Origin of the sequence: Ningiella ruwaisensis (genome assembly GCF_004798935.1) — a bacterium.
Lineage (GTDB): Bacteria > Pseudomonadota > Gammaproteobacteria > Enterobacterales > Alteromonadaceae > Glaciecola > Glaciecola ruwaisensis.
On record NZ_RAHT01000001.1, the window covers coordinates 382360 to 405790 of the forward strand.

The window sequence follows — 23431 nt, forward strand, 5'->3', positions numbered from 1 at the left end:
GGGGCTTTGGTGCTACCAAAAACCTAGGACCTAATTTAGAATAAAAAGTAGGTTACTAATTTTTGGCAAATTCCGCGCATTATATACAACAAACACAAATGCGTCTAATGCTTTTTAAAAATTAATAGCAAACTAAGAAAAACGCATCGTTGTTATTAAATATAAGAACAAAGGCACATTTTGACTAATTTAACGCTTAATTTATTGATTATTTTAAACCAAGGACATCTTGCATTGAGTACAAACTTGCCGGTTTATCTTTTAACCACTGGGCCGCTGTTAATGCACCGTTTGCGAAGGTTAAGCGACTTGAGGCCTTGTGAGTGATTTCAATGCGCTCGCCTAATGCAGCAAAAAGCGCAGTATGCTCACCCACAATATCACCGGCTCTAACAGTTGCAAATCCAATGGTGTCTTTGTCGCGCTCGCCTGTTGTGCCTTCTCGCCCGTAAACCGCACATTTGCCCAGATCACGATTAAGTGTATTTGCAATAGCCTCACCTATCGCCACTGCCGTGCCTGACGGCGCATCTTGTTTATAGCGATGGTGCGCTTCAATAATTTCAATATCAGATTGATTACCCATAATTTTTGCTGTTTGCTTCACAAGATTCAGCATGAGATTGACGCCAACGCTATAGTTTGCTGCAAATACGATAGGGATATGCTTTGCTGCATCATTAATGGCACTTAAGTGAGACGAGAGTAATCCGGTTGTTCCGATGACTAAAGGAGTTTTAGTCTCCATCGCCAGTTTTAAATTAGAATCGAGCGCGGCGGGTAGAGTAAAGTCAATCGCAACGTCTGCATTGTCAAACAAGTGAGGCTGTAGTGCCTCAATTTTTACATATTGTTTGGCAACACCCGCCAGCTCTCCTGCATCCATACCCACGAATTGAGAGCCCTCTCTTACACTTGCAAAGCCCAGTGCTGCGCTAGAATGCTGGTAGGTCGCATCAATAAGTACGCGCCCCATGCGACCATTTGCACCTAAGATGCCTACTTTTATCATAATTTTCTCTTTATAATCCCTGTAATAACTTAAACGAACAATAGAAGATGAACACAATGGATTCAACCAAAAACGGCAATCAAATTAAAATTAAAGTCTGGGATTTACCCACCCGCCTGTTTCACTGGTTGTTGGTGACGGTTTTTGTTTTTCAATTTGTTACTGGCGATATATTAGATGACGCCATGCAGCTTCATTTTTATGGTGGATATGTCGCATTAGGACTGATTTTGTTTCGAATAATTTGGGGCATGGTAGGCAGTTATCACGCTCGCTTCACAAGTTTTTTAGCTTCACCTGTCACTGCCTGGCAATACATGAGAGGTAAAAGCCAAACCCATCGCTATTTAGGTCATAATCCGCTAGGCGCATATTCAGTTTTAGCACTTTTGGCGGTAATGCTGACCCAGGCAGTAAGCGGCTTATTCATGACAGACGAAATTTTTTCACAGGGGCCTTATTATTCGGCAGTAAGTAGCGAAGTGGCCGATATTATGAATTGGCTGCATCATCAGGCGTTTTCCTTACTCTGGTACTTGATTGCATTGCATCTTATTGCTATTGCGTACTATCGGATAAAGAAAAAACAAAAACTCGTTAAAGCCATGTTTACTGGTAATAAAGAAGTTGATGAAAAGCAGTCAAACCAATTGGAAATCGCCGGTTCAGCTAGAAACATAAAAACACATTGGTTACGGTTTTTAATAGTTGTTGCCTTGGTTGTGCTTGCTGTATATCTGATTGTTGAGGTTTTGCCGCCAGCGCCCGAGCCTGGATTATACGATTATTATTAATGGTATTATTGATATTGCTGCGCTCGCAAACTTCAAAATAAAAAGCCCGCGCTTGCAGGCTTTTCATGTGTAGTGTCTGAGGGGTAATACAACAAGCAAAGAGATAAAACGAGTGGCTAAAAATCCGCTTGCAATACAACGCGATACCTTGCGTCGCCTTTTTCCAAGTGCTCAATTGCTTCGTTTATCTGGCTCATATCGTACATTTCCACCATGGGTTTGACGTTATGTTGTGCCGCAAAATCGAGCATATCTTTGATCGTTGCGGGGCTACCAACAGGTGAGCCACTTATGGACTTTTGCCCGGCAATCAGATTAAACACACCAACGTCCAGTGGCTCCAGAGCAGCACCTACAAAATGCAAGCGTCCTTTAGGTTTCAGTGTAGAAAGGTATAAATTCCAGTCCAGTTTTACGTTAACCGTTGAAATTATCATGTCAAAGCGATTCGCTGCTGCTTCAATTTCATCTTCATCCCGCGAATTGATAACATGATGCGCGCCAAGTTGTTTTGCCTCATCTGCCTTGCTTTCTGATGAAGTAAATGCGGTAACTTCACAGCCCCAGGCATTCAAAAATTGAAGACCTAAGTGCCCCAGTCCTCCAATACCTATTACCGCGACTTTATCAGTCGGTTTAACGCCAAATTGAACAAGTGGATTAAATACCGTTATTCCGCCGCAAAACAATGGCCCGGCTGATTTCATGTCCACACCTTGTGGCAACTCAATCACAGCTTTTTCGTCAGCCTGAACATATTCGGCAAAGCCACCGTGACGGCCTGCAATGGTTGGCTGGGCATCGCTACACAGATTATGATCGCCATGATCACAACTAGAACACGACAAACAGTAGCCGCTGTGCCAACCAAGGCCTACAATTTGCCCCTTGCGCGCACTTTCTACGTTGCTGCCTACCTCGACAATTTCACCTACCACCTCATGCCCGGCAACCAAAGGATATTTCGACATTCCCCATTCGTTATTGATCATGGATAAATCAGAATGGCAAACACCGCAAAATGCGACCTTAATTTTTACCTCATTAGCACCTAAGGGTGGCAAATCAGCATCAATCAATTCCAGCTTAGCCCCCTCTTTTGCTGCGGCGTAGGCTTTTGTCATATATGTAGACTCCTGTGTTAATTTAATTTCAACATAGCTTTTAAAAGGACGTTTATATAGCTATGTGCTAACTAATCCGCTTTATAGTCATCATGGCAGGCTTTACAAGTAGCGCCTAAGCTTCCAATCGCTTTTCGATACTCGTCTTGTGCTCCGGCTGTAGCAATTTCCTGCACATTTATTGCCGCTGTTACCATATCTTGCGCTTTTTTGTAAAAGTCGGCTTCATTCTCCCAAATTTTATCAAGCGCTGCCGTTTCCACATCAAACTCACGGGTATCAGGTCTGAAATAGTCTTCCATCATTAATCCAAGCTGCTCAATACGCTGACTATTTTTAATCATCAGTTGCGCATCGTAGGGTATTTCACCTTTTGCCATTGCTCCCATCGGGCCCATATTACTGCGCACTAGTTGCAAAATAGCCTGGCGAAACTGAACGGCCGCTTCGGCTTGCTTCTGGCTTTGCACCGTTTGTGCGCTCAAAGCAAAACTGAAAAGCAGACTGCTCACAAGTGTAATGAGACTGATTAATTGGATCTTCTTCATACCGGTTCCTATGTGTAGTTATTGATGGTTAATATAATTGTTTATTACTCTTACGCGAATACGCGATTTTGGTTTGTACTAATTTTGCAGGGCACTGGGAAAAAAGTGAGGTGCCAAGTTTATTGAGGTTGACGGGCTTTAACCTAAACTTTAGAAAAATTGCACTCATGTTTGCTGGCCTCAGCCGTGTGCTTATAAAGTAAATGCCTTGTATTTATGACTTAACTATAGGCAAATGCTTACCGTTACGCAATTACATGATGCCTAACGGCAAATAAAAAAGCCGGAAGCATTTTAGGATCTATTGATCTTAATAATGACATCCGGCTTATTTGGAAGATTGAAGCAATAAAGAAATACCTTTCTTTATTGCTTGGAGGCGTCTAGCTTTTTAAATCATCAAAAAACTGCTTCACACCATCAAAAAATCCTTTTTCTTTCGGACGATGCTTTGCACTTTGACCATTAATTGACGCCTCAAACTCTTCTAGCAATTCTTTTTGCTTACTTGAGAGATTAACTGGCGTTTCAATCACCACCTTACACATTAAATCGCCAACCGCACCGCTTCTTACCGACTTAACGCCCTTTCCTCTCAAACGAAACATTTTGCCGGTTTGGGTTTCAGGAGTGATTTTAAGCTTTACTTTACCGTCAAGCGTGGGGACTTGAATTTCCCCGCCCAAAGCGGCCGTTGTAAAACCTAATGGTACTTCGCAGTACAGATTATTGCCGTCTCTTGTAAAAATACTATGGTCGCGTACATGTACCTGTACATATAAATCACCTGCTGGCGCGCCCTGCTCTCCGGCTTCACCTTCACCTGTTAAGCGAATTCTATCGCCTGTGTCAACACCTGGTGGCACCTTAACAGACAGTGTTTTTGTTTTCTCAACACGTCCCTGACCGCGGCAAGGCGAGCAAGGGTCAGAAATAATTTTGCCCTTACCCGAACAGGTTGGACAGGTTTGCTGAACGGCAAAAAAGCCCTGTCGCATCTGGACTTGACCGTTTCCTTTACAAGTAGGGCAAGTTGTTGGCGAACTGCCTTTTTTTGCACCCGAGCCATGACAAACTTCACACTCAACAAGCGTTGGCACGCGAATTTCAACTTCTTTACCGCGAACCGCTTCTTCAAGACTCATTTCAAGGTTATAACGTAAATCAGCGCCTTGACGGGCACGAGACTGTCGCCCTCTTCCGCCGCCGAAAATATCGCCGAAAACGTCGCCAAAAATGTCACCGAAATCGGCACCGCCGCCACCAAAACCACCACCACCGCGGTTTGGATCAACACCTGCATGTCCGTACTGGTCGTAGGCAGCACGCTTGCGTTCGTCGGATAAAATCTCGTAGGCTTCCTGCACTTCTTTAAATTTATCTTCTAAAGACTTATCACCTTGCGCACGATCGGGGTGATATTTCATTGCGAGCTTTTTGTAGGCTTTTTTAATATCGCGCTCACTGGCACCTTTCGCCACGCCTAATACTTCGTAATAGTCTCTTTTAGACATACACCACTATTCCTGCTCTTGCATTTGATTCTTTTTGACAAACAAGAGGCGCAAACCCTCTAAAGAGCTTGCGCCTGATGGTCAACACGAGAAGTGTTATCAGTACGATTGATAATTACTTCTTATCGTCGTCTTTTACTTCTTCAAACTCGGCATCGACCACATCGTCGCCGCTTGCTTTAGCGTTTTTGTCAGACGCTTGTGCACCTTCTGCTCCAGCATCACCTGCACCGGCAGCTGCCTTAGCCTGTGCAATTTCCATTAACTTGGATGACGCTTCAATCAAGGCTTGGCTCTTCTGTTCGATAGCTTCAACATCATCGCCTTTGCGCGCAGTTTCAAGCTCATCAAGCGCCGTTTCAATTTTCGCTTTATCATCGCTTGGTAAATCGTCGCCTGCTTCTTCAACCTGGGTGCGAGTTGCATGGATCAGTCCATCGGCCTGATTGCGTGCAGCCACCAATTTCTCGAATTTCTCATCAGCTTCTTTGTTGGCTTCAGCGTCTTGAACCATTTGGTTCACTTCTTCTTCACTCAAACCAGAGGAGGCTTTGATAGTGATCTTCTGCTCTTTACCGGTGTCTTTATCTTTTGCTGACACATGCAAAATACCGTTCGCATCAATGTCGAATGTCACTTCGATTTGAGGCGTGCCGCGTGGAGCAGGACGAATACCTTCCAAATTAAACTGACCAAGAGACTTATTACCAGAAGCCTGTTTACGCTCACCTTGAAGCACATGCACCGTTACTGCCGACTGATTATCATCAGCTGTTGAGAAGGTTTGAGACTTCTTGGTTGGAATAGTCGTATTCTTCTCAATTAATGGCGTCATCACACCACCCATGGTTTCAATACCAAGAGTAAGTGGCGTTACGTCAAGTAGGAGAACGTCTTTAACATCGCCTGCCAATACACCGCCCTGGATTGCAGCACCCACTGCGACTGCTTCATCCGGGTTGACATCTTTACGAGGCGCTTTGCCGAAAAAGTCTGTCACGTATTTTTGCACTAGCGGCATGCGTGTTTGACCACCGACAAGAATAATATCCTGTACATCACCAACTGATAAATCAGCATCTGCCAGAGCTTGTTTCAATGGCTCAAGCGACTTTTTCACCAAGTCCTCTACAAGCGACTCCAGTTTTGCCCGCGTTACTTTTATGGCCAAGTGCTTAGGACCTGAAGCGTCAGCCGTAATATACGGCAGGTTCACTTCGGTTTGTTGAGCTGAAGACAACTCGATCTTCGCTTTTTCACCGGCTTCTTTTAAGCGCTGCATGGCTAACGGATCTTTGCGTAAGTCAAAGCCTTGCTCTTTCTTGAACTCTTCCACAAGATAGTTAATCATGCGGTTATCAAAATCTTCACCACCTAAATGGGTGTCACCATTAGTGGCAAGTACTTCAAAGGTTTGCTCGCCATCAACGTTATCGATTTCGATGATTGAAATATCAAAGGTTCCGCCACCTAAATCGTAAACCGCAATGACATTATCGCCTTTTTTCTTGTCCATGCCATATGCAAGCGCAGCAGCTGTTGGCTCGTTGATAATACGCTTGACTTCAAGGCCTGCAATTCGACCGGCGTCTTTTGTTGCCTGACGCTGCGAATCATTAAAGTAAGCAGGAACGGTGATAACAGCAGCCGTTACTTCTTCACCCAAATAATCTTCAGCCGTTTTTTTCATTTTTTTCAAAACTTCTGCAGACACTTGCGGCGGTGCCATCTTCTTGCCGTTAGCTTCTACCCATGCATCGCCGTTGTCTGCTTTCAAAATCGAAAAAGGCATGATATCGATATCGCGCTGAACTTCTTCGTCTTCAAAACGACGGCCAATTAAACGCTTGATTGCAAATAAGGTATTTTTTGGGTTAGTCACCGCCTGACGTTTGGCAGGCTGTCCTACCAAAGTTTCGCCATCTTGAGAATAAGCGATGATAGATGGAGTAGTACGATCCCCCTCCGCATTTTCAATAACTTTTGCTTTTTCACCGTCTAGCACGGCAACACATGAATTGGTTGTACCTAAGTCGATACCAATGATTCTACCCATGTATATTTCTCCAAAAACTTGTTCTAACTAAACTACTTGTTGATAACTTAGTGGGGTTAATACCCTTATTTTCAATAGGTATTTTTCAGATTTATTGCTATTACCCACAAAAATTTTGCAAATTTCCTGATTTTTTGGTCAGGCTTGCGTATCAACGCCTTCAGTTGGCGCTCTTGACACCATAACCATGGCAGGACGCAATAATCTGCCGTTTAATAAATACCCTTTTTGCATCACCGCCATCACCGTATTTGGCGCAAGCTCTGTGGACTCTTGCATAGACATAGCTTGATGATGGTCTGGATTAAAGGCTTCCCCTTGAGGGTCAAGCACTTGCATTCCAAATTTTTCGATACTGCTTAAAAAGCTTTTATGCGTTAACTCAACCCCTTCAAGCAGAGGTTTAACGGCTTCGTCTTCAGCATTTGCAGATTGTAGTGCTCGCTCCAGATTATCGATAACAGGCAACAACTCGCCTGCAAATCTTTCAAGGGCAAACTTTCGTGCTTTGTCTACTTCCTGCTCTGCACGTCGACGGGCATTTTCCATATCGGCACGTGCTCGTAGTACGCTGTCTTTCTGTTCTTCGATTGTTGCCTTCGCTTGCGCTAGCTCTTCTTCAAGCGCATCAATCTGTGCTTCATGAAGACTTTGCCCTTCAGCTGTTTCAGTGTTTTGTTCCGGATTGTGATCCTCACTCGCAGCAGACTCTACCTGACTGTCATTTTCCTGAGCTGCTTGTGCATGTGCCGAACTTTCGTTTGACTGTTGCTCATGCTCCTGATTCGCGTCCTTTTTTTGACTCATCTTTTTCTCCGCCTTAGATACTTGCGCGCTTCATTTTTAACCTGTGGAGGCTATAATGGGGATGCTTTGAGCCCCTTCAAGGCACTTTTTTATTTTTTTGCGGATTTAAAAACGCCCAGCGCCCGGAAGGTATGATGTTTTCAATTTGGACTCTAGCTTGGATTACTGGGCTGTATGTACTTGTGCTGTTTGCTGTCGCATTTGCTGGCAATCGTGTTAGCAAACCGCCTCGTATCGTTTATTCGTTAGCTCTGGGTATTCACTGCACGTCCTGGGCATTTTTTGGAACAAGTACCCAAGCTTTACAGTTTGGCTGGCCTATTGTTCCTACTTACCTGGGCGTTGTACTTGTAATGTTTTTTGGCTTTAGTGTTTTAAAAAAGATTGCCCGTCTTTGTCGCCAATACAAAATTTCATCGCTTGCAGACTTTATTGGTATTGAATATCAGCATGCAAATGCCCTTGCTGCAATTGTAGTGATCTTGTGTTTTATCGGCGTCATTCCCTACATTGCGCTGCAGCTTGACGCAATTAGCTCGGCTATCTCGTTAATGACAAATAGCCCGCAATCCGTTCAAAACCTGACAGAGCTAAGCATTTCGTCACAAAACAGCATGCTGTCTGGCTCTATCAGTTTGTATGTCGCTATTTTTATGGCCATATTTGCCATTGTCTTTGGCTCTCGCACCTTAAACCTGACAACAAAACGTAATGGACTTATGTTTACAATAGCCTTTGAGTCAATTTTGAAACTGTTGGGGCTATGCGCCGTCGGTCTTTATTGCGTTTATGCGCTATCAGACGGTTGGGTAGATTTATTAGCGCGTTCACTTGACAATCCCGTCACCCGAGAAACACTCGAAACGCCCTTTGCTACGTGGATATACATGAGCCATATTGTACTGGGGATAGCCTCTATGTTTATTCTACCAAGGCAATTTCACATTAATTTTGTTGAAAATAATAACGACGCTGAATTAAATCAAGCAAGGTGGGTGCTACCCTGTTATCTCTTGCTGATGACAATATTTGTCTTACCCATAGCCTTAAGCGGTCAGCTGCTTTTAAGTCCGGAATCGGTTGGACTACAAACAGGAAATCTCAGCTCAGACGACTTCGTTCTGCAAATTCCAATCTCGCAAAACAATCATCTGATTACGCTGCTTGCCTATATCGGCGGTCTGGCTGCGTCTACCAGCATGATAATTGTGGCAACGCTTGCGCTAGGCAACATGGTAGCCAATAATTTGCTTACGCCGCTTTTTTTATATTCAAAAGCGCTAAAAAAAGGGAGGCCGAAACTAAGTGCCATTCAGCTCTTGCGCATTCGCCAGGGCACTATCATCATATTGCTGATTATCGCTTATTGGTATCATCAAAACGTCAGCCAAGCTGCACCGCTTGTTAAATCAGGCACCATTGCCATTGCACTAATGTCGCAAATTCTACCTGCCATGTTGCTTGGTTTATATTGGAGAAGAATGCACGCATATGCTGCTGCCTTTGGTATTATCACCGGCGCTGCTATCGTTGCAGGTCAGATGCTTTATCCTGCCATACTATCGAGTTATTACTTTGCCCCGGTGCCCTCCGACACCTTATTTGCAAACGCCATTTTTATATCTTTGGCTATTAACACTGCCATTTGTCTGCTTGGTTCAGTATTAGGTCAATCCCGTTTAAAGACCCCATTTTTAGAAAATAAGCTAATGCGTGTTGCGATGAATATAGAAGTGACTAAGTTGCGCGCCTTACTTGTCAAAGTGCTACCCCAAAATGTTACAAACACCTTTGAACAAAAATTTCAGGCCCGCGAGTTACAAAGCGGACAAACTGTTCCTATTGCTCTTCAATTGGAAGCCGAGCAGGTTTTGGCAGAACACGTAGGAAACGCCAGTGCACGCATTCTGCTAAATGCAGTAGCCGATACTGACTATGACAACACCCAGGAACTAAGCGAATTGGTTGAAATGGCCACACAGTCTTTTCAGTTTAATCACGAAGTTTTGCAGTCATCTATTGCGCATCTGCCGCAAGGAATAAGTGTAGTTGATTCTGATCTGAAACTTGTGGCATGGAATCAGCAATATGAGCGTTTGTTCGATTATCCTGCGCATTTTTTAAAACATGGAATGCCGGTCAAAGCCTTATTGGAATTTAATGCACAACGAGGCTTGTTAAATGAGCAAGGGCACAAAGCAAACGATAAAGATCTTATATACAAGGCTATAGACAAGCGTTTAAGCCTGATGCGAGATTCAAAAGCTTATAAATACCTCCGACAACATGCAAACGATAAAACTATCGAAATTTCAGGTAATCCATTACCCGGCGGTGGATATATCACCTCTTTTACGGATATATCTGAATATATAGCTATTCAGCAGCAGCTAGAGCAATCGAAAAAACACTTGGAACAAAGAGTTGCCAAGCGTACCGAAGAACTTGAGGCGGCAAAACTTGAAGCCGAGGCGGCTAACATTTCCAAATCCAGATTTTTGGCTGCAACCGGACATGACCTGATGCAGCCTTTTAATGCGGCAAGTCTATTTGCGTCTATGTTGCATGAAAAGCTGGCTAAGTCTGAGTTGCAGCCTATATCAAGAAATTTAATGCAGTCTCTTGAGAGTGCAGATTCCTTGCTAAGCATGCTTATTGAAATAACCAAACTGGAAACAGGCAAAATCACGCCAAGCTACAGTCATTTTTGTCTCGATGATCTTTTGGGAAAACTGCTAAACGAATTTTCGGTTATTGCAGCGCAAAAGCAACTGAGCATGCATTACGTTAAAACGAGCGTTTGGGTAAATACTGATCGACGTTTACTTAGCCGTATGATTCAAAACTTACTTGCTAACGCCATCCGCTATACCGACAGCGGAAAAATCCTGATAGGGGTGCGTCATCGCCAACAAAATCGCTGCGAAATCATGGTAGTCGACACCGGCCGAGGCATCGCTAAAGCGAATCAATCGAGAATTTTTAACGAGTTTCAACGGATTGAGAGTACGAGCGATCACTCGAATTCACACAATTCGCAAGGATTAGGTTTAGGATTAACTATCGTTGAGCGCACCGCAAATTTGCTAGGCATTGACATACACCTTACTTCAACCTTAGGAAAAGGTACCGCTTTTGGTCTGAGTCTTGCCAAAGCTATAAAAGGAAAACAACATTCCTCGCAATCACCGTTTTTTGCATCAGATAAACATCAGCGTTTTCTCTCTAATAAAGAAGTGCTTATCCTTGAAAATGATGAACAAATTGCCCAGGCCTTAGGCGCACTTTTAGGTGACTGGGGCGCAAAACTCAGTTTCGCGAGAGATGGCGAGACCGCACTCAACATTGATAAGCCCTTTGATATTGTTATTGCCGACTATCATTTGGATCGCGAGCAAAACGGCGTGGATGTTTGCATGGATCTTGTCGGAGCAAAACCACATAAGCCGCTTCTTATTTTAAGCTCTGCCGACCGTAGCGAGGCCATTCAGGCCAGAGCCATAGAAAATGGAATGCGTTACCTTCCCAAGCCTGTTAAAAGTGCTGCCTTAAAAAGACTAATACAAAGCCGCTTAAGCGTGTAAGATAACAGCCGATATAAACGCTAACAGAACTCACAATTTCGGCTAAACTTGCCTGTCGTAAAAGGAAGTAAATGAAAGCCCCTGTAAACAGCCGTAATCATCTTGAAGATAGTTACAAAGAACTGGAAAGTCGGCATGGCTTAACGCGGTTTGAGACTTCTATGCGCACAATTTGCTTTGTGGGCGCTATTGCACACATTGCATTTTTGTTTTTGTTTGCCTTAATGGACGTGGTTGCAATGGTGATATTCAACATTGTAAGCGTTGCGGTTTGGATTTTTGCTTTCTTCTTGTCGCAAAGACGACAATTTGAAAAAAGCGTCAACATCATCGCTGCTGAAATGTATTGTCACGCCATTGTTGCCACTTTATTTGTTGGCCCCGATTTAGGTTTTCAATACTATCTTTGGCCCATCTTAGGTCTGCTTCTATCACTACCTAACAATAAATTGAAGCAATCAACTTTTTTGTGTTTACTTGTTGTTATAAGTTTTATTCTTTTGACCTTGTTTACAAAAAATGTGTCTTATTCTTACGAATTGATATTCATTGTAGAATGGATTTACGCCATGAATGTGCTTTTCGCGGCCTTGCCCTTTATTTTTACCATTCTTTACTTGCGAAATGATAATCTTGTTAATGAGAAGGAGCTTTTCTCTCAAGCTAATATGGATCCCCTCTCCGGCACCTACAATCGCCGATTTGTAAACGACCTGATGTCTACGTCCGACACCGAGCAGCGCAGGCGAAGTTTTGATACCTATACCATTGTGCTTGGAGACGTAGACCACTTTAAACAAATTAACGACACTCATGGTCACCAGGTGGGAGATGAAGTTATCAGACGGGTCGCAGAAGTACTTCAGGATAATGTGCGTGATTCTGATATCGTCAGTCGATGGGGAGGAGAAGAGTTTTTGGTTATTCTGGCAAACGCCGACACCGAAACGGCTGAAAAAGTTGTCAATAAAATACGCCACGGTATTAAAGCAGAAATTCAGATTCCCGTACTGAAAGAAACAGGTGTAACCATGAGTTTTGGCATTGCCAATGCGCATCGACATATGTCATTTGAAGAAACCGTCAGGCAGGCTGATATTAAGCTATATCAGGCAAAAGCCACCGGCCGCGATAAAATGCTCAGTTAAAAATCAAGCATCGATACTCATCATCTGCTTGTACATAATTCCCGCCTGAGTGCGATTATTTACACCGAGTTTTTTCAAAACGGCTGAGGCATGTTGCTTAACCGTGGATTCTGAAATGTTCAGCTCATAGGCAATTTGCTTATTTAACAGGCCACCCGCTATCATATTCAGCACTTTAAGTTGATGTGGCGTCAACGTTTCTAATAAACGAAGCTCTCTATTTTCCTGCTCAAAATCACCGCTTATTTGATAGTCGGGCGGTAGCCATTGTTCGCCATCTAACACAGCCCTTACCGCTTCTGAAATACTCTCTAAGCCTACCGATTTTGGAATAAAAGCACTTGCGCCAAGAGCAATGCACTTTGAAATAGTTGACTGGTTTTCATCGGCTGACACTACAATGATTAAGGTATTAGGAAACTCAGCACGGATGCTGGTTATGCCGCCTAATCCGTCAGAGTCGGGCATATTCAAATCCAGACATAATAAATCGGTGTCAGGATGCATATTTAAATAAGCTTGCGTTTGCTTAAAGTCATTTGCCTGTTGGACATTTAAGCCCAATTGCTCAGACAAAACTTGATTAAGCGCTGCTCTGAATAAAGGATGGTCATCTGCAATAAGCGCACTTTGTTTGTTAAGCATATAGAGAAAGACTGATTGAAATAAGACTGCCGGGCATAGTAGCAAAATTTACGTAGAAAGTAGTAAAGTTCAACACACCCAGACAAAAAAGGCGGCCGAAGCCGCCAACACACATGATTAGAAACGATAGCCAACGGTAAGGTGCACCGTTCTTGGGTCACCAAAATAACCAATCAGGGTAGTATCTCCGCCTAAACCAGGCGTCAAATTACCGCTTGCATCTTCTGGACCGACAAAGTTATAGCCCCCGACCAAATACTCTTCGTCCGTTATATTTTTAGCGGTAAGGTTAGCATACCAATTGCCTTCCACGCTTTCCCAGTTGACGCTTAAGTTCACTAAACCGTAACCATCCTGCTCAAGTAATTCGCTGGTTTCAAACAGCAGATAATCATCACGGTAATAGTAATTTGCATTAAATGTGAAATAACCTACATCCGTATCCAGAACGTAAGTAGCCGCCAGGTTTGCAGTATGCTCTGGCGAGTTCGACAAACCAATTAGCGGCGGGATTACGTCATTTCGCTTAATGTCAAAATTCAAAATACCCAGTGAAAAGTCAAACGTCAGGTTGTCGGTTGCAACATAGGTTATTTCAGCTTCCAAACCGCTGCCTGCCGTTTCAGCAGCATTTTGCAGTGACTGATTTAAAGTGGTGCCGTCTCCTGCCCCGCCAACTGCGATATATTGGCGATCTTTATGGTCATATGAGAACAAGGTCAAGTTAGTACGCAGTTGAGAATTCCAGTCGCGTTTTAAGCCTAATTCATATGAATCCACTATTTCAGGATTGACGCCTGGCTCATTTTGTTCAGCCCGCGGGTTAAAGGTGCCTGATTTAAAGCCTTGTGCAAAACTGGCAAAAATCAGTGTGTCTTCATCCAGTGAATACTCTAAACCAACTCGAGGTGTAAAGCGTTGCCAACTATCGGATTTAGGTGCATCAAGTACCCCATCGCCATTTGAGTCAGAACCCAATACGGTTGGAACCAATTGGCCTTCTGGTCGCACAAAACCAGGCACCCATCCAGTGGCTGGGTAAAGGTTGTAAAATACAAGTCCGTTATTAACAATGGCTGTTTTTTCTTCATCTGTATAGCGAGCGCCCAGCGTCATTGAAAGGTTTTCGGTAATGTCAAACGATGCTTGCGTGTAAACTGCCCAGCTTTCAGAGTTATTACAACCTGCAACTTCTCTGGTCAACCCTGGCACACCGAAAGCCGCGCGCCCTAGAAAGCCTAAGATAGCATTGAAGTTACCGCATGACTCACCATCATAGTAGTATAAGCCCGATACAATTTTATAACTGTCGCCGGCATAATTAGCCTGAAGTTCGTGAGTGGTATTTTCGTCCCGATATTCTGCAGGTACATCAAAAATATCCAGCGAGGTATTGTCAAAATCGATATTGGTAGGTGAATAACCTTCTCGGTCTGAGCCAATGTATTTAAGCTCCAGGTTTTCGTTTACGTCATATCTGACAAGCCAGCTCCACCCTTCTAAATCAACTTCATTGAAGGTAGGCAAACTGGTGTAGGAATCATAAACCTTGTCTGGCACTGGAGCATCAGTGAGCAAGCTTGGCAGTAAACGATAGCCACCTTTTGCGTTAGACGTATCCTCGGTTTTATCCCATGCCAGGCGGAAAAAGAGATCGTCGCTTGGGCGATATTCAAGACTTACCCTTGCTGCCCAAAGATCCTTGTTGTAGTTTTCTCTGTCTTGTCCATCTAACGCCGAACGTAAATAGGTGCCGTATCCGTCACGGGTAAGATTGGCATAACCCACTCCCAAATAGAGCTGGTCTTCAATAATTGGTAGCTGACCGGTAATTTTCACGTCTTGTTGAGAGTAGCTTCCAAGGGTTGCCTGAGCATTAAATTCAGTATCGCCAGACATTTCTTTGGTAACATATTTAACCGCACCACCAATGGTATTTTTTCCATATAGCGTGCCTTGAGGACCGCGAAGGACTTCAATGCGTTGTACATCTAAAATGTCTAATACTGCGCCCTGTGGACGGGCAATGTATACATCATCTACATAAATGCCCACGCCAGGCTCGTAACCCCACAGTGGATCTTGTTGACCCACACCTCGAATAAAGGCTGTTAGCGTAGAGTTTGTACCGCGACTGGTTTGTAAGGTCGTATTCGGAGAAAATTGCTGAAGCTCGGTGATAACTTGTGCACCGATATTTTGTAATTCATTACCCGACACAGACGTTACTGCAATTGGAACCTCTTGAAGGGATTCAGTTGTGCGGCGCGCCGTTACTTCGATACGTTCGAGCGTGCCTCTTGCCTGTGCTTCCTGAAGCGCTTGCGAAGCAGACTCACTCGTTTCTGGTGTTTCTTGGTTCTCTTGTGCAATTGCAAGCGGAGCACTGAGCACTGCACTTACTGCCAACGCGCAAGCAGTCGCCTTAAAGCTTCTGCTTGCGATATCTCGTGAAGGTAATAATTGCTTGGATGTCATAATAATTCCCTAAGTTTTTATTATATTGTGTGTTAAACATCTGGGATTGCGGTCTGGTGTCAAATTTAAGTTAAAATGGTTAAAAAATAACTAGTACCATCGTACTATGGGCATGCTTAGGGTTTTGCATCACACTAACGGCCAAGGCAGTAAACACCGTAGCGGTGTTTACATATGCATTATCCTGGCGATCTGCGGTCACAGATTTATAAAGCGCCTGAACACATAATTCAAAGTGTTTAAGGCTTACAATAATAACAGGATAACTTACATGCTTAGCTTAATTGGACTCATAGGTGGGTTGGCACTGCTTATTGTGCTCACTATTCGGGGAATGAATTTATTCATTGCCGCACCACTTTGCGCAATCATTGTTGCGCTTACCAGTAATATGGCGATTTTTGTGGGTGACGGCAATTTCGTTCAAACGTATATGAGTGGCTTCACCGGCTTTATTGCCAGCTGGTTTTTTATGTTTTTACTTGGCGCGCTGTTTGGTAAATTCATGGAAGATACCGGTGCAGCAGATTCCCTCGCCAAGTTTATTATCGATAAACTTGGCTATAAACGCGCTATTTTTGCAGTGGTTGCTGCCTGCGCAATTCTTACTTACGGTGGCGTGAGCGTTTTTGTCGTTGCCTTTTCGGTTTACCCCATGGCCTTGAGCTTATTTAAAGACGCAAATTTGCCCAGACGCTTTATTCCTGCCACCTTGGCTTTCGGTTCAGTCACTTTTACTATGACGTCGGCTGGTTCACCTGAAATTCAAAACTGGATCCCAATTAAGTATTTGGGTACCTCTCCTTTTGCAGCATGGGAAGTCAGTGCGGTGGTTGCAGTCTTTATGGCTGTTTTTGGTTATTGGTGGCTTAAAAAAATGGTGGGAAAAGCCGTTGCAGCGGGCGAAGGCTTTCACACAAAGCCTGAAGACCCGATCATCCACAAGCGCGACTATCCGCATCCCGTTACCGGTCTCATTCCACTATTTGTGGTGTTGATCATTTCGTTTCTGTTTCATGAAAAATACAAAGAAATGGCCCTTATCGTCGCTTTGGGAAGTGGTGTACTGACCTTAATGTTAATAAACTTCAAACACTTCCAGAATTTGGGTGCTGCGGTAAATTTAGGCACAACTGGCGCATTGGTTGCTATTGGCAACACTGCCGCAGTGGTTGGCTTTGGCGCCATTGCGCGCACAACAGAAGCCTTTCAAAGTACGGTCGAAATTATGACGCAGATTCCAGGTAATGAGCTGATAGGCGCGGCCATCGCAGTTTCGGTTATTGCTGGACTGACGGGTTCGGCTTCAGGCGGACAAGCGATTGCGCTTCCCTTAGTGGGGCCTTATTACCTTGACCAAGGGGTTGATCCGGAAGAATTACACAGAATTGTGTCAATAAGCTCTGGTGCTTTGGACTCTCTACCTCATAATGGTTATGTGGTCACAACCATTCGCGCAATCTGTCACGAAACGCATCAGGCAGCCTATGGTCCCATGGCGGCCTTGACGGTCATTGTGCCATTAATTGGCCTGGCAGCCGCTATCGGCTTATTTATTTTATTCTAGGGAAGCAGGTGCAATGTTTGTAAACAATCAATTTGGCTATTCTCGAGCTCGCCACATGAACATCTGTAAAAAACGCCTGCTATCTTTCTGCATGGGCTTATTGATAATCGTTAATTCGGGTGTTGCTAACGCAAGTGAGATTAAAAAAGACGCAATTGAGTCTGAAAAAGGCAATACTTCAGTATCTTCACACACAACATCACAAAATGACATTCAAGGTACAAGCATGATAGTGCATAAAAATGTGCATGAAATTGAGCGTTTCACCACATATGGTGGGGAGCTGATAAAAAATGTGCGCGTCGGATGGGAAAGTTATGGCAAACTCAATGAGGATAAGTCAAATGCTATTCTTATAACCCATTACTTTACTGGCAGTTCACACGCGGCTGGCAAATACCATGAAAATGATGAAGAGCCAGGGTATTGGGATGCCATAATAGGCCCTGGAAAGGCAATTGATACCGAACGTTTTTTTGTCATCAGTGTTGACAGCTTGGTTAACATCAGCGCCTATGACGATAAGGTTATCACTACAGGCCCTGCCAGCATTAACCCCGATACCGGCTTACCCTACGGCCTAAGGTTTCCGGTAGTGACTATGCGCGATTTTGTGAACGTTCAAAAGTCGGTACTCGAGTCGTTAGGGATTACCTCGCTTTATGCAGTAGCTGGCCCATCAATGGGTTCCATGCAAGCTATTGAGTGGGCAGCAGCCTATCCTGACTGGGTTCCCAGGCTCATTTCGGTTATCGGTTCAGCTGCCGCCGACGGTTGGACAAGTGCACTGCTTCAGCAATGGACCATCCCTATCAAACTGGATCCTAATTGGAATGACGGTAATTACTATCATCTACCAAAAGATCAGCATCCTAATAAAGGGCTTACTGCCGCACTTGCGCTGATTACTCAAAGCGCACTGGCACCTGAGTTTTTCAATAGTATGAACACTCAAATTAACGCATCGCCAAACGCTCACAATGAAGATGAAAAGCAAAACACATCTCTTTATAACATTCGAAATAACCCTCCCATTGTTGACTGGCTAATGCTGCGTGCTGCCCAGCGAGCCGAAAAAATGGATGCAAATCATCTTTTGTATCTGGTGCGCGCGAATCAGTTGTTTCTGACCGGCATGAAAGACAATTTGGCGCAAGGACTCAAGTCGATTAAGGCAAAAACACTTTTTATACCCGCCAGGCAAGATTTGTTACTGATGCCCTATCACGCAGAGCTTGCGGCTGAGATGATGAAGTCTCAAGGCTCAGATGTTGAACTTATCTATTTGGATGGCAGTTTAGGGCATCTTGAGGGACTGTCAGGTATTGCAGCTCATGCAGATACTATACGTGCGTTTTTAGCTGAGTAATTTTGGGTTTTTAACTGCAACAAACGCAGTACTGCTCGAAAGATAATACTATTTTAGATGTTTAAATGACAAGGATACATATGAGATTACATTCTGCCATTCTTACGACTTTTAAAACGCTGTCGGCGCTGGTTGTGACCGCCGCAATATTAAGTGCTGATACTTTTGCAGCTAATACAGATTATGCAGATTACACACCAAAGCTCCTACCTAATGACGCACTTTCAAGCTTAAACCTCGATTTGAAGCAAAGTTCAGTAAGTGGTTTGTCTTCCGGTGGCTATATGGCAACTCAGTTTCATCTCTCCCATTCCGACATTATTGTTGGCGCGGGTATTGTTGGCGCGGGGCCTTATTACTGCGCGCTTAATGACATTGCTATCGCCCTGGGCCAGTGCGTGAATAAAATTTCAAATTCCATCACAAATGAACCTTTTATTGAAGCATACGAGCGTTTTTTACAGGACGGCTTGCTTGCATCAAAAGAGTCGCTAACTGATGACAAAGTCATTCTCATTCATGGCAAACATGATACAACGGTGAACCGTAAAGCCGCTGATTTGCTTGCTCGACAATATGAGCAGTGGCTCGGCGAAACAAACTTCCGTTATATAAGCGATAAAGATTTCGCGCACCACATGCCAACCTTAAACTATGGAACAGACTGCAAAAGCTCAGAGTCACCTTTTATAGGCAATTGTGACTATGATGCTGCTGGCGAAATACTCAATTTTATATACGATGGACTGAAAACGCCTGTAGATGACAAAGCAAATCAATCGCTTTTTACTCTGGATGTAACTGAGCTAAGTGATTTATCTGGTAGCTCAATTGCCGATAAAGCGTATATTTATATTCCTGAGACATGTCAGAAAGGTCAGTCATGCAAGCTGCATGTTAGTTTTCATGGCTGCAATCAAAGCGCAGAGGATGTAGGTTCCACCTATGCTGCTCATGCTGGTTTTAATCGCTGGGCGCAAAGTAATGATATTGTTGTGCTCTACCCTCAAGTGGAAAAGTCGATGTTCATGCCGCTTAACCCTCAGGGGTGCTGGGATTGGTGGGGCTATACTGACGAAAATTATGCCAATCAAAAGGGGCCACAAATTCAGGCTATCCGCAATATAGTAAATGCATTAGCCTCGTCTAAATCGGATTAATACCTTAACATTTACGCCAATTGGAATTCATTTTATGTCTACAACACAAGCAAAGAAAAACATCTTTATAACGGGCGGAGCAAGCGGCATTGGTTTTGGCATTGCTCAACACATGAGCGATTTAGGCCATCGAGTCATTATTGCTGATATTAATTTAAGCGCTGCTCAAAATGCAGTTAATAAACTGATAGACACTGCAGGCAAATCAGACGAAGACGCACTTGCGGTTGAACTGGATGTGTCTAATGCGAGTGAAATTGCCGCACTGCCTGAAAAATTGAAATCTACACCGGTAGATGTACTCATAAACAATGCAGGCATTCAGCATGTCAGTAGGTTGGAGGATTTCCCGGCAGACAAATGGCAATTGCTAATCAACGTTATGCTGGTTGGTCCTGCTCTTTTGACTCAGGCATTTCTGCCGCACATGCGCGAGCAAAATTTTGGACGCATCATCAATGTGGGCAGTATTCATTCAGTGGTTGCCTCCCCATTTAAATCTGCCTATGTGGCGGCTAAACATGGCTTATTAGGTTTTGCCAAAACACTCGCACTTGAAACCGGAGATGTTGACGTAACCATTAATACACTCTGTCCCGCTTATGTCAAAACTCCTTTGGTAGAACAACAAATCGCTGCGCAAGCGAAAGAAAACAATATGAGCGTTGACGATGTGGTTAATAAAATCATGCTTGAACCGATGCCTAAAAAGGCCTTTATTGGCGTAGATGAATTAGCGGAAACTGCTGCGTTTTTAATGGGTAATGCAGCCCGCAATATTACAGGTCAAACCCTGATTTTAGATGGCGGCTGGACGGCGCGATAAATTTTTTTTGAAAATTTCTTGCAACTGTCGCAAGCTTGTATAACCTTTCGAAAAAGATAAATCGCTAACGCTTTCATTTTGCCAGGAAATACATGCGCTACAACACCGTCGGTTTAATTGGAAAACCGAGTCATAAAGCGACTCACGTGAGTATCAACACACTCATAGACGAGCTAAAAAAACGTGATTGCACGGTACTGGTAGAAAGCCGTATTTCTGAAGCCATTGACGAAAACGTGCAAGCGGCCAGCCTCAAAGAAATTGGCCAACAGGCAGACCTGGCCATTGTGGTTGGTGGAGACGGTAATATGTTAGGCGCGGCAAGGGTCTTAGCCGAGTTTGATGTTGATGTGGTTGGTGTTAACCGGGGTAATTTAGGGTTTTTAACGGATATTAATCCAGAAGATATCGCTACCCAACTAGGGCACATTTTCAATAATAAAACCTATCGCGAAAGACGCTTCATATTAGAGGCGCAAGTATTTAAAGACGGTCGCTTACAACAATCTCACAGCGCCATAAATGAAGTAGTGCTTCACCACAGCAAAGTCGCCCACATGATGGAGTTTGAACTTTACGTGGGAAGTGACTTTGTATTTAGCCAACGCAGCGACGGGCTTATTATTGCCACGCCAACAGGCTCTACTGCCTATTCACTATCTGGCGGTGGTCCAATTTTGGTCCCTCATTTGGACGCACTAACCTTGGTGCCGATGTTTCCGCATACTTTAAGTTCACGACCCATTGTGGTTGACGCAAACAGTGAAATTACACTTAAAATATCAGACAAAAATACTGACAGCGTGCAAATCAGCTGCGATAGTCATGTTGTTATTGCCGTAGAACCGGGCGATTACATCAAAATTCGCAAAAACAAAAACTATCTTACGCTTGTGCATCCACCCGACTATAATTACTTCAATGTTTTACGCACAAAGCTCAATTGGGGTAGCAAGCTTTACTGAGGCGCGTTGAACTAATTAAAAAATGATCTGATTGTCAGGCTTTACAGAAATTTAAATACTGTATATATTATCAGTATTAATTTTTGGAGCTTAATTTATGCTGGTTCATCTTGATATTAAAAACTTCACGGTTGTAAAACAGGTTGAGTTATCTATCGCTCAAGGCCTAACCGCAATTACCGGTGAAACAGGCGCAGGTAAATCCATTGCCTTGGATGCTTTAGGCTTGTGCATTGGGGACAGAGCTGAGTCAAATATTGTCAGACAAGGTGCCGAACGCGCAGAAGTAGTTGCCCACTTCGATATAAGTAAGCTCCCAAAAGTAAAAGCCTTGCTTACAGAAGAAATGCTCATTCAAGATGATAATCCAGACGAATGTTTTATAAGACGTGTAGTGAGCAAGGAAGGCCGCTCTAAAGCTTTCATCAATGGCGTTGCAGTAAACCTAAGTCAGCTTAAACAGCTTGGAAGTAAACTGGTACATATCCATGGACAAAACGACCATCATCAGTTTTTAAAAGCGGACAATCAGTTGGCGCTGCTAGACGGCTTTGCTCAACACCAAGACAAGCTAGACGCCACCAAACAAGCCTACACAGACTATCAAAAGCAGTCTAAAGCATTACGAACACTTCAGGAAGCGCAGCAACAACGACTGGATCGCGTCAGTTTGTTGCAGTATCAAGTGGAAGAGCTTGATGCTTTTGCGATGGTAGAGGGTGAGTTTGAACAATTAGAAGCTGATTTTAAACGCTTAAACTCAGTACAGGAACTTCTACAAAGTGCGGAAAAATCCTGTTATTTATTGAAAGACGATGAAAACGCTAATGCACTTTCTTTAATGAATATGGCACTTAAAGATATTCAGGAGCAGCTTGATACGGATGAAAATCTCCAAGGCGCCTATGAATTGCTACAAAATGCAGTCATACAGGCTCAGGAGGCTTACACAGAGCTAAGTCACTATCAATCAAGCTTAGAGGCAGATCCTGAGCAGCTTCAACAAACTGAGCAGCGCTACGCAACGAGTTTAGATTTGGCCAGAAAGCATGGCGTGAACCCGGAACAATTACATAACATTCATAGCGAACTGGCCGCAGAACTTGCTAATTTACAAAGCCAGGAAGCCTCACTCGATGCGCTTGAACAAGAGTGTAAACAAAGCCTTGAAGCGTATCAAAAATATGCGCAAGACCTGCATCAATCAAGGACAAAAGCAGCTGGCAAGTTGGCTGACGAGATCAAAAGCAGCATAGTAGAAATGAATCTGCCGCATGCGGTTGTGAATGCACAAGTGGTTTTTGACTCAAAGGCAAAACCCAATGCGAAAGGCAATGATGAAATACGCTTATTGGTATCCGTTAACCCTGGACAAGCGCCCGACCTTATGGAAAAGGTTGTATCAGGAGGTGAACTGGCAAGAATTGGTTTAGCCATTCAAGTAATTCGCTCACGCGATTACAGTATTCCTACCTTGGTATTTGATGAAGTTGACACAGGAATAAGCGGACAGACCGCTTCGGTAGTTGGAAAGCTCTTGAAAAAGCTCGGCGCACAGTCACAGGTTATTTGTGTAACCCATCTACCCCAGGTAGCTGCACAGGGTCATAACCAATTATTTGTGACTAAACTCACTGATGGAAAAACCACTGAAACCAAAGTGCTTAAATTGACTAAAGAAGAGCGTGTTAACGAAATTGCACGCCTATTGGCAGGGGATGAACTTACCGACACAGCGATTGCAAACGCTAAAGATCTACTTAAACACTAGGCTCTTTTAGAACCAATTAGGCATTGCATGGTCAGATGCAAGTGATGTAGTATCGCAGGCGTT

17 protein-coding genes are annotated in these 23431 nt (G+C 43.8%); 9 read left to right on the forward strand and 8 right to left on the reverse strand.

The window, feature by feature from the left end; genetic code table 11:
- Positions 1-208 precede the first annotated feature (208 nt).
- Positions 209-1012 carry a 4-hydroxy-tetrahydrodipicolinate reductase gene (gene dapB / locus D6V41_RS01560; RefSeq protein WP_136249730.1) on the reverse strand — a complete coding sequence of 268 codons (804 nt, stop codon included), beginning with the start codon at positions 1010-1012 and terminating at the stop codon, positions 209-211.
- Between the two features lie 56 nt (positions 1013-1068).
- Between dapB and D6V41_RS01565 the strand changes: the two genes are divergently transcribed.
- Complete coding sequence (locus D6V41_RS01565) at positions 1069-1806, forward strand: cytochrome b/b6 domain-containing protein (RefSeq protein ID WP_136249731.1); 738 nt, start codon at positions 1069-1071, stop codon at positions 1804-1806.
- Between the two features lie 116 nt (positions 1807-1922).
- On the opposite strand, the gene ahr is transcribed toward D6V41_RS01565, so the two are convergent.
- The 5 genes from ahr to grpE form a co-directional block, all read right to left on the reverse strand.
- The gene (ahr, locus tag D6V41_RS01570) at positions 1923-2930 is read right to left on the reverse strand and encodes an NADPH-dependent aldehyde reductase Ahr (RefSeq protein ID WP_136249732.1); all 1008 of its coding nucleotides are present in this window, start codon (positions 2928-2930) and stop codon (positions 1923-1925) included.
- 71 nt (positions 2931-3001) lie between these two features.
- A complete protein-coding gene (locus D6V41_RS01575; protein ID WP_136249733.1) occupies positions 3002-3478 on the reverse strand; it encodes a c-type cytochrome in 477 nt (158 codons plus the stop codon).
- Between the two features lie 383 nt (positions 3479-3861).
- Positions 3862-4992, reverse strand: coding sequence for a molecular chaperone DnaJ (gene dnaJ, locus D6V41_RS01580; protein ID WP_136249734.1), 1131 nt, complete (start codon positions 4990-4992; stop codon positions 3862-3864).
- A 115-nt stretch (positions 4993-5107) separates the two neighbouring features.
- Complete coding sequence (dnaK, locus tag D6V41_RS01585) at positions 5108-7048, reverse strand: molecular chaperone DnaK (RefSeq protein ID WP_136249735.1); 1941 nt, start codon at positions 7046-7048, stop codon at positions 5108-5110.
- A gap of 138 nt (positions 7049-7186) precedes the next feature.
- A complete protein-coding gene (gene grpE / locus D6V41_RS01590) occupies positions 7187-7855 on the reverse strand; it encodes a nucleotide exchange factor GrpE (RefSeq protein WP_136249736.1) in 669 nt (222 codons plus the stop codon).
- Between the two features lie 131 nt (positions 7856-7986).
- Here grpE and D6V41_RS01595 point away from each other — a divergent pair, with 131 nt between their 5' ends.
- Together D6V41_RS01595 and D6V41_RS01600 are read left to right on the forward strand one after the other, a co-directional pair.
- Positions 7987-11439 carry a PAS domain-containing hybrid sensor histidine kinase/response regulator gene (locus D6V41_RS01595; protein ID WP_241664392.1) on the forward strand — a complete coding sequence of 1151 codons (3453 nt, stop codon included), beginning with the start codon at positions 7987-7989 and terminating at the stop codon, positions 11437-11439.
- 71 nt (positions 11440-11510) lie between these two features.
- Positions 11511-12587, forward strand: a complete 1077-nt coding sequence (locus D6V41_RS01600) for a GGDEF domain-containing protein (protein WP_136249737.1) — start codon at positions 11511-11513, stop codon at positions 12585-12587.
- Between the two features lie 3 nt (positions 12588-12590).
- On the opposite strand, the gene D6V41_RS01605 is transcribed toward D6V41_RS01600, so the two are convergent.
- Both D6V41_RS01605 and D6V41_RS01610 read right to left on the reverse strand, forming a co-directional pair.
- Positions 12591-13232, reverse strand: a complete 642-nt coding sequence (locus D6V41_RS01605) for a response regulator (RefSeq protein ID WP_136249738.1) — start codon at positions 13230-13232, stop codon at positions 12591-12593.
- A gap of 117 nt (positions 13233-13349) precedes the next feature.
- Positions 13350-15710: a TonB-dependent receptor gene (locus D6V41_RS01610; protein ID WP_136249739.1), complete on the reverse strand. Its 2361-nt coding sequence runs from the start codon at positions 15708-15710 to the stop codon at positions 13350-13352.
- Between the two features lie 271 nt (positions 15711-15981).
- Between D6V41_RS01610 and D6V41_RS01615 the strand changes: the two genes are divergently transcribed.
- The 6 genes from D6V41_RS01615 to recN all read left to right on the forward strand — a co-directional run bounded on the left by D6V41_RS01615 (position 15982) and on the right by recN (position 23368).
- Positions 15982-17277 carry a GntP family permease gene (locus tag D6V41_RS01615; protein WP_136249740.1) on the forward strand — a complete coding sequence of 432 codons (1296 nt, stop codon included), beginning with the start codon at positions 15982-15984 and terminating at the stop codon, positions 17275-17277.
- Positions 17278-17290: 13 nt separating this feature from the next.
- Positions 17291-18646, forward strand: coding sequence for an E22 family MetX-like putative esterase (locus D6V41_RS01620; RefSeq protein WP_241664393.1), 1356 nt, complete (start codon positions 17291-17293; stop codon positions 18644-18646).
- A gap of 80 nt (positions 18647-18726) precedes the next feature.
- Complete coding sequence (locus D6V41_RS01625; RefSeq protein ID WP_168710927.1) at positions 18727-19806, forward strand: extracellular catalytic domain type 2 short-chain-length polyhydroxyalkanoate depolymerase; 1080 nt, start codon at positions 18727-18729, stop codon at positions 19804-19806.
- Positions 19807-19840: 34 nt separating this feature from the next.
- Positions 19841-20632, forward strand: a complete 792-nt coding sequence (locus tag D6V41_RS01630) for a 3-hydroxybutyrate dehydrogenase (protein ID WP_136249742.1) — start codon at positions 19841-19843, stop codon at positions 20630-20632.
- 92 nt (positions 20633-20724) lie between these two features.
- Complete coding sequence (gene nadK / locus D6V41_RS01635; RefSeq protein WP_136249743.1) at positions 20725-21597, forward strand: NAD(+) kinase; 873 nt, start codon at positions 20725-20727, stop codon at positions 21595-21597.
- A gap of 97 nt (positions 21598-21694) precedes the next feature.
- A complete protein-coding gene (gene recN, locus D6V41_RS01640; RefSeq protein WP_136249744.1) occupies positions 21695-23368 on the forward strand; it encodes a DNA repair protein RecN in 1674 nt (557 codons plus the stop codon).
- Positions 23369-23431 lie beyond the last annotated feature (63 nt).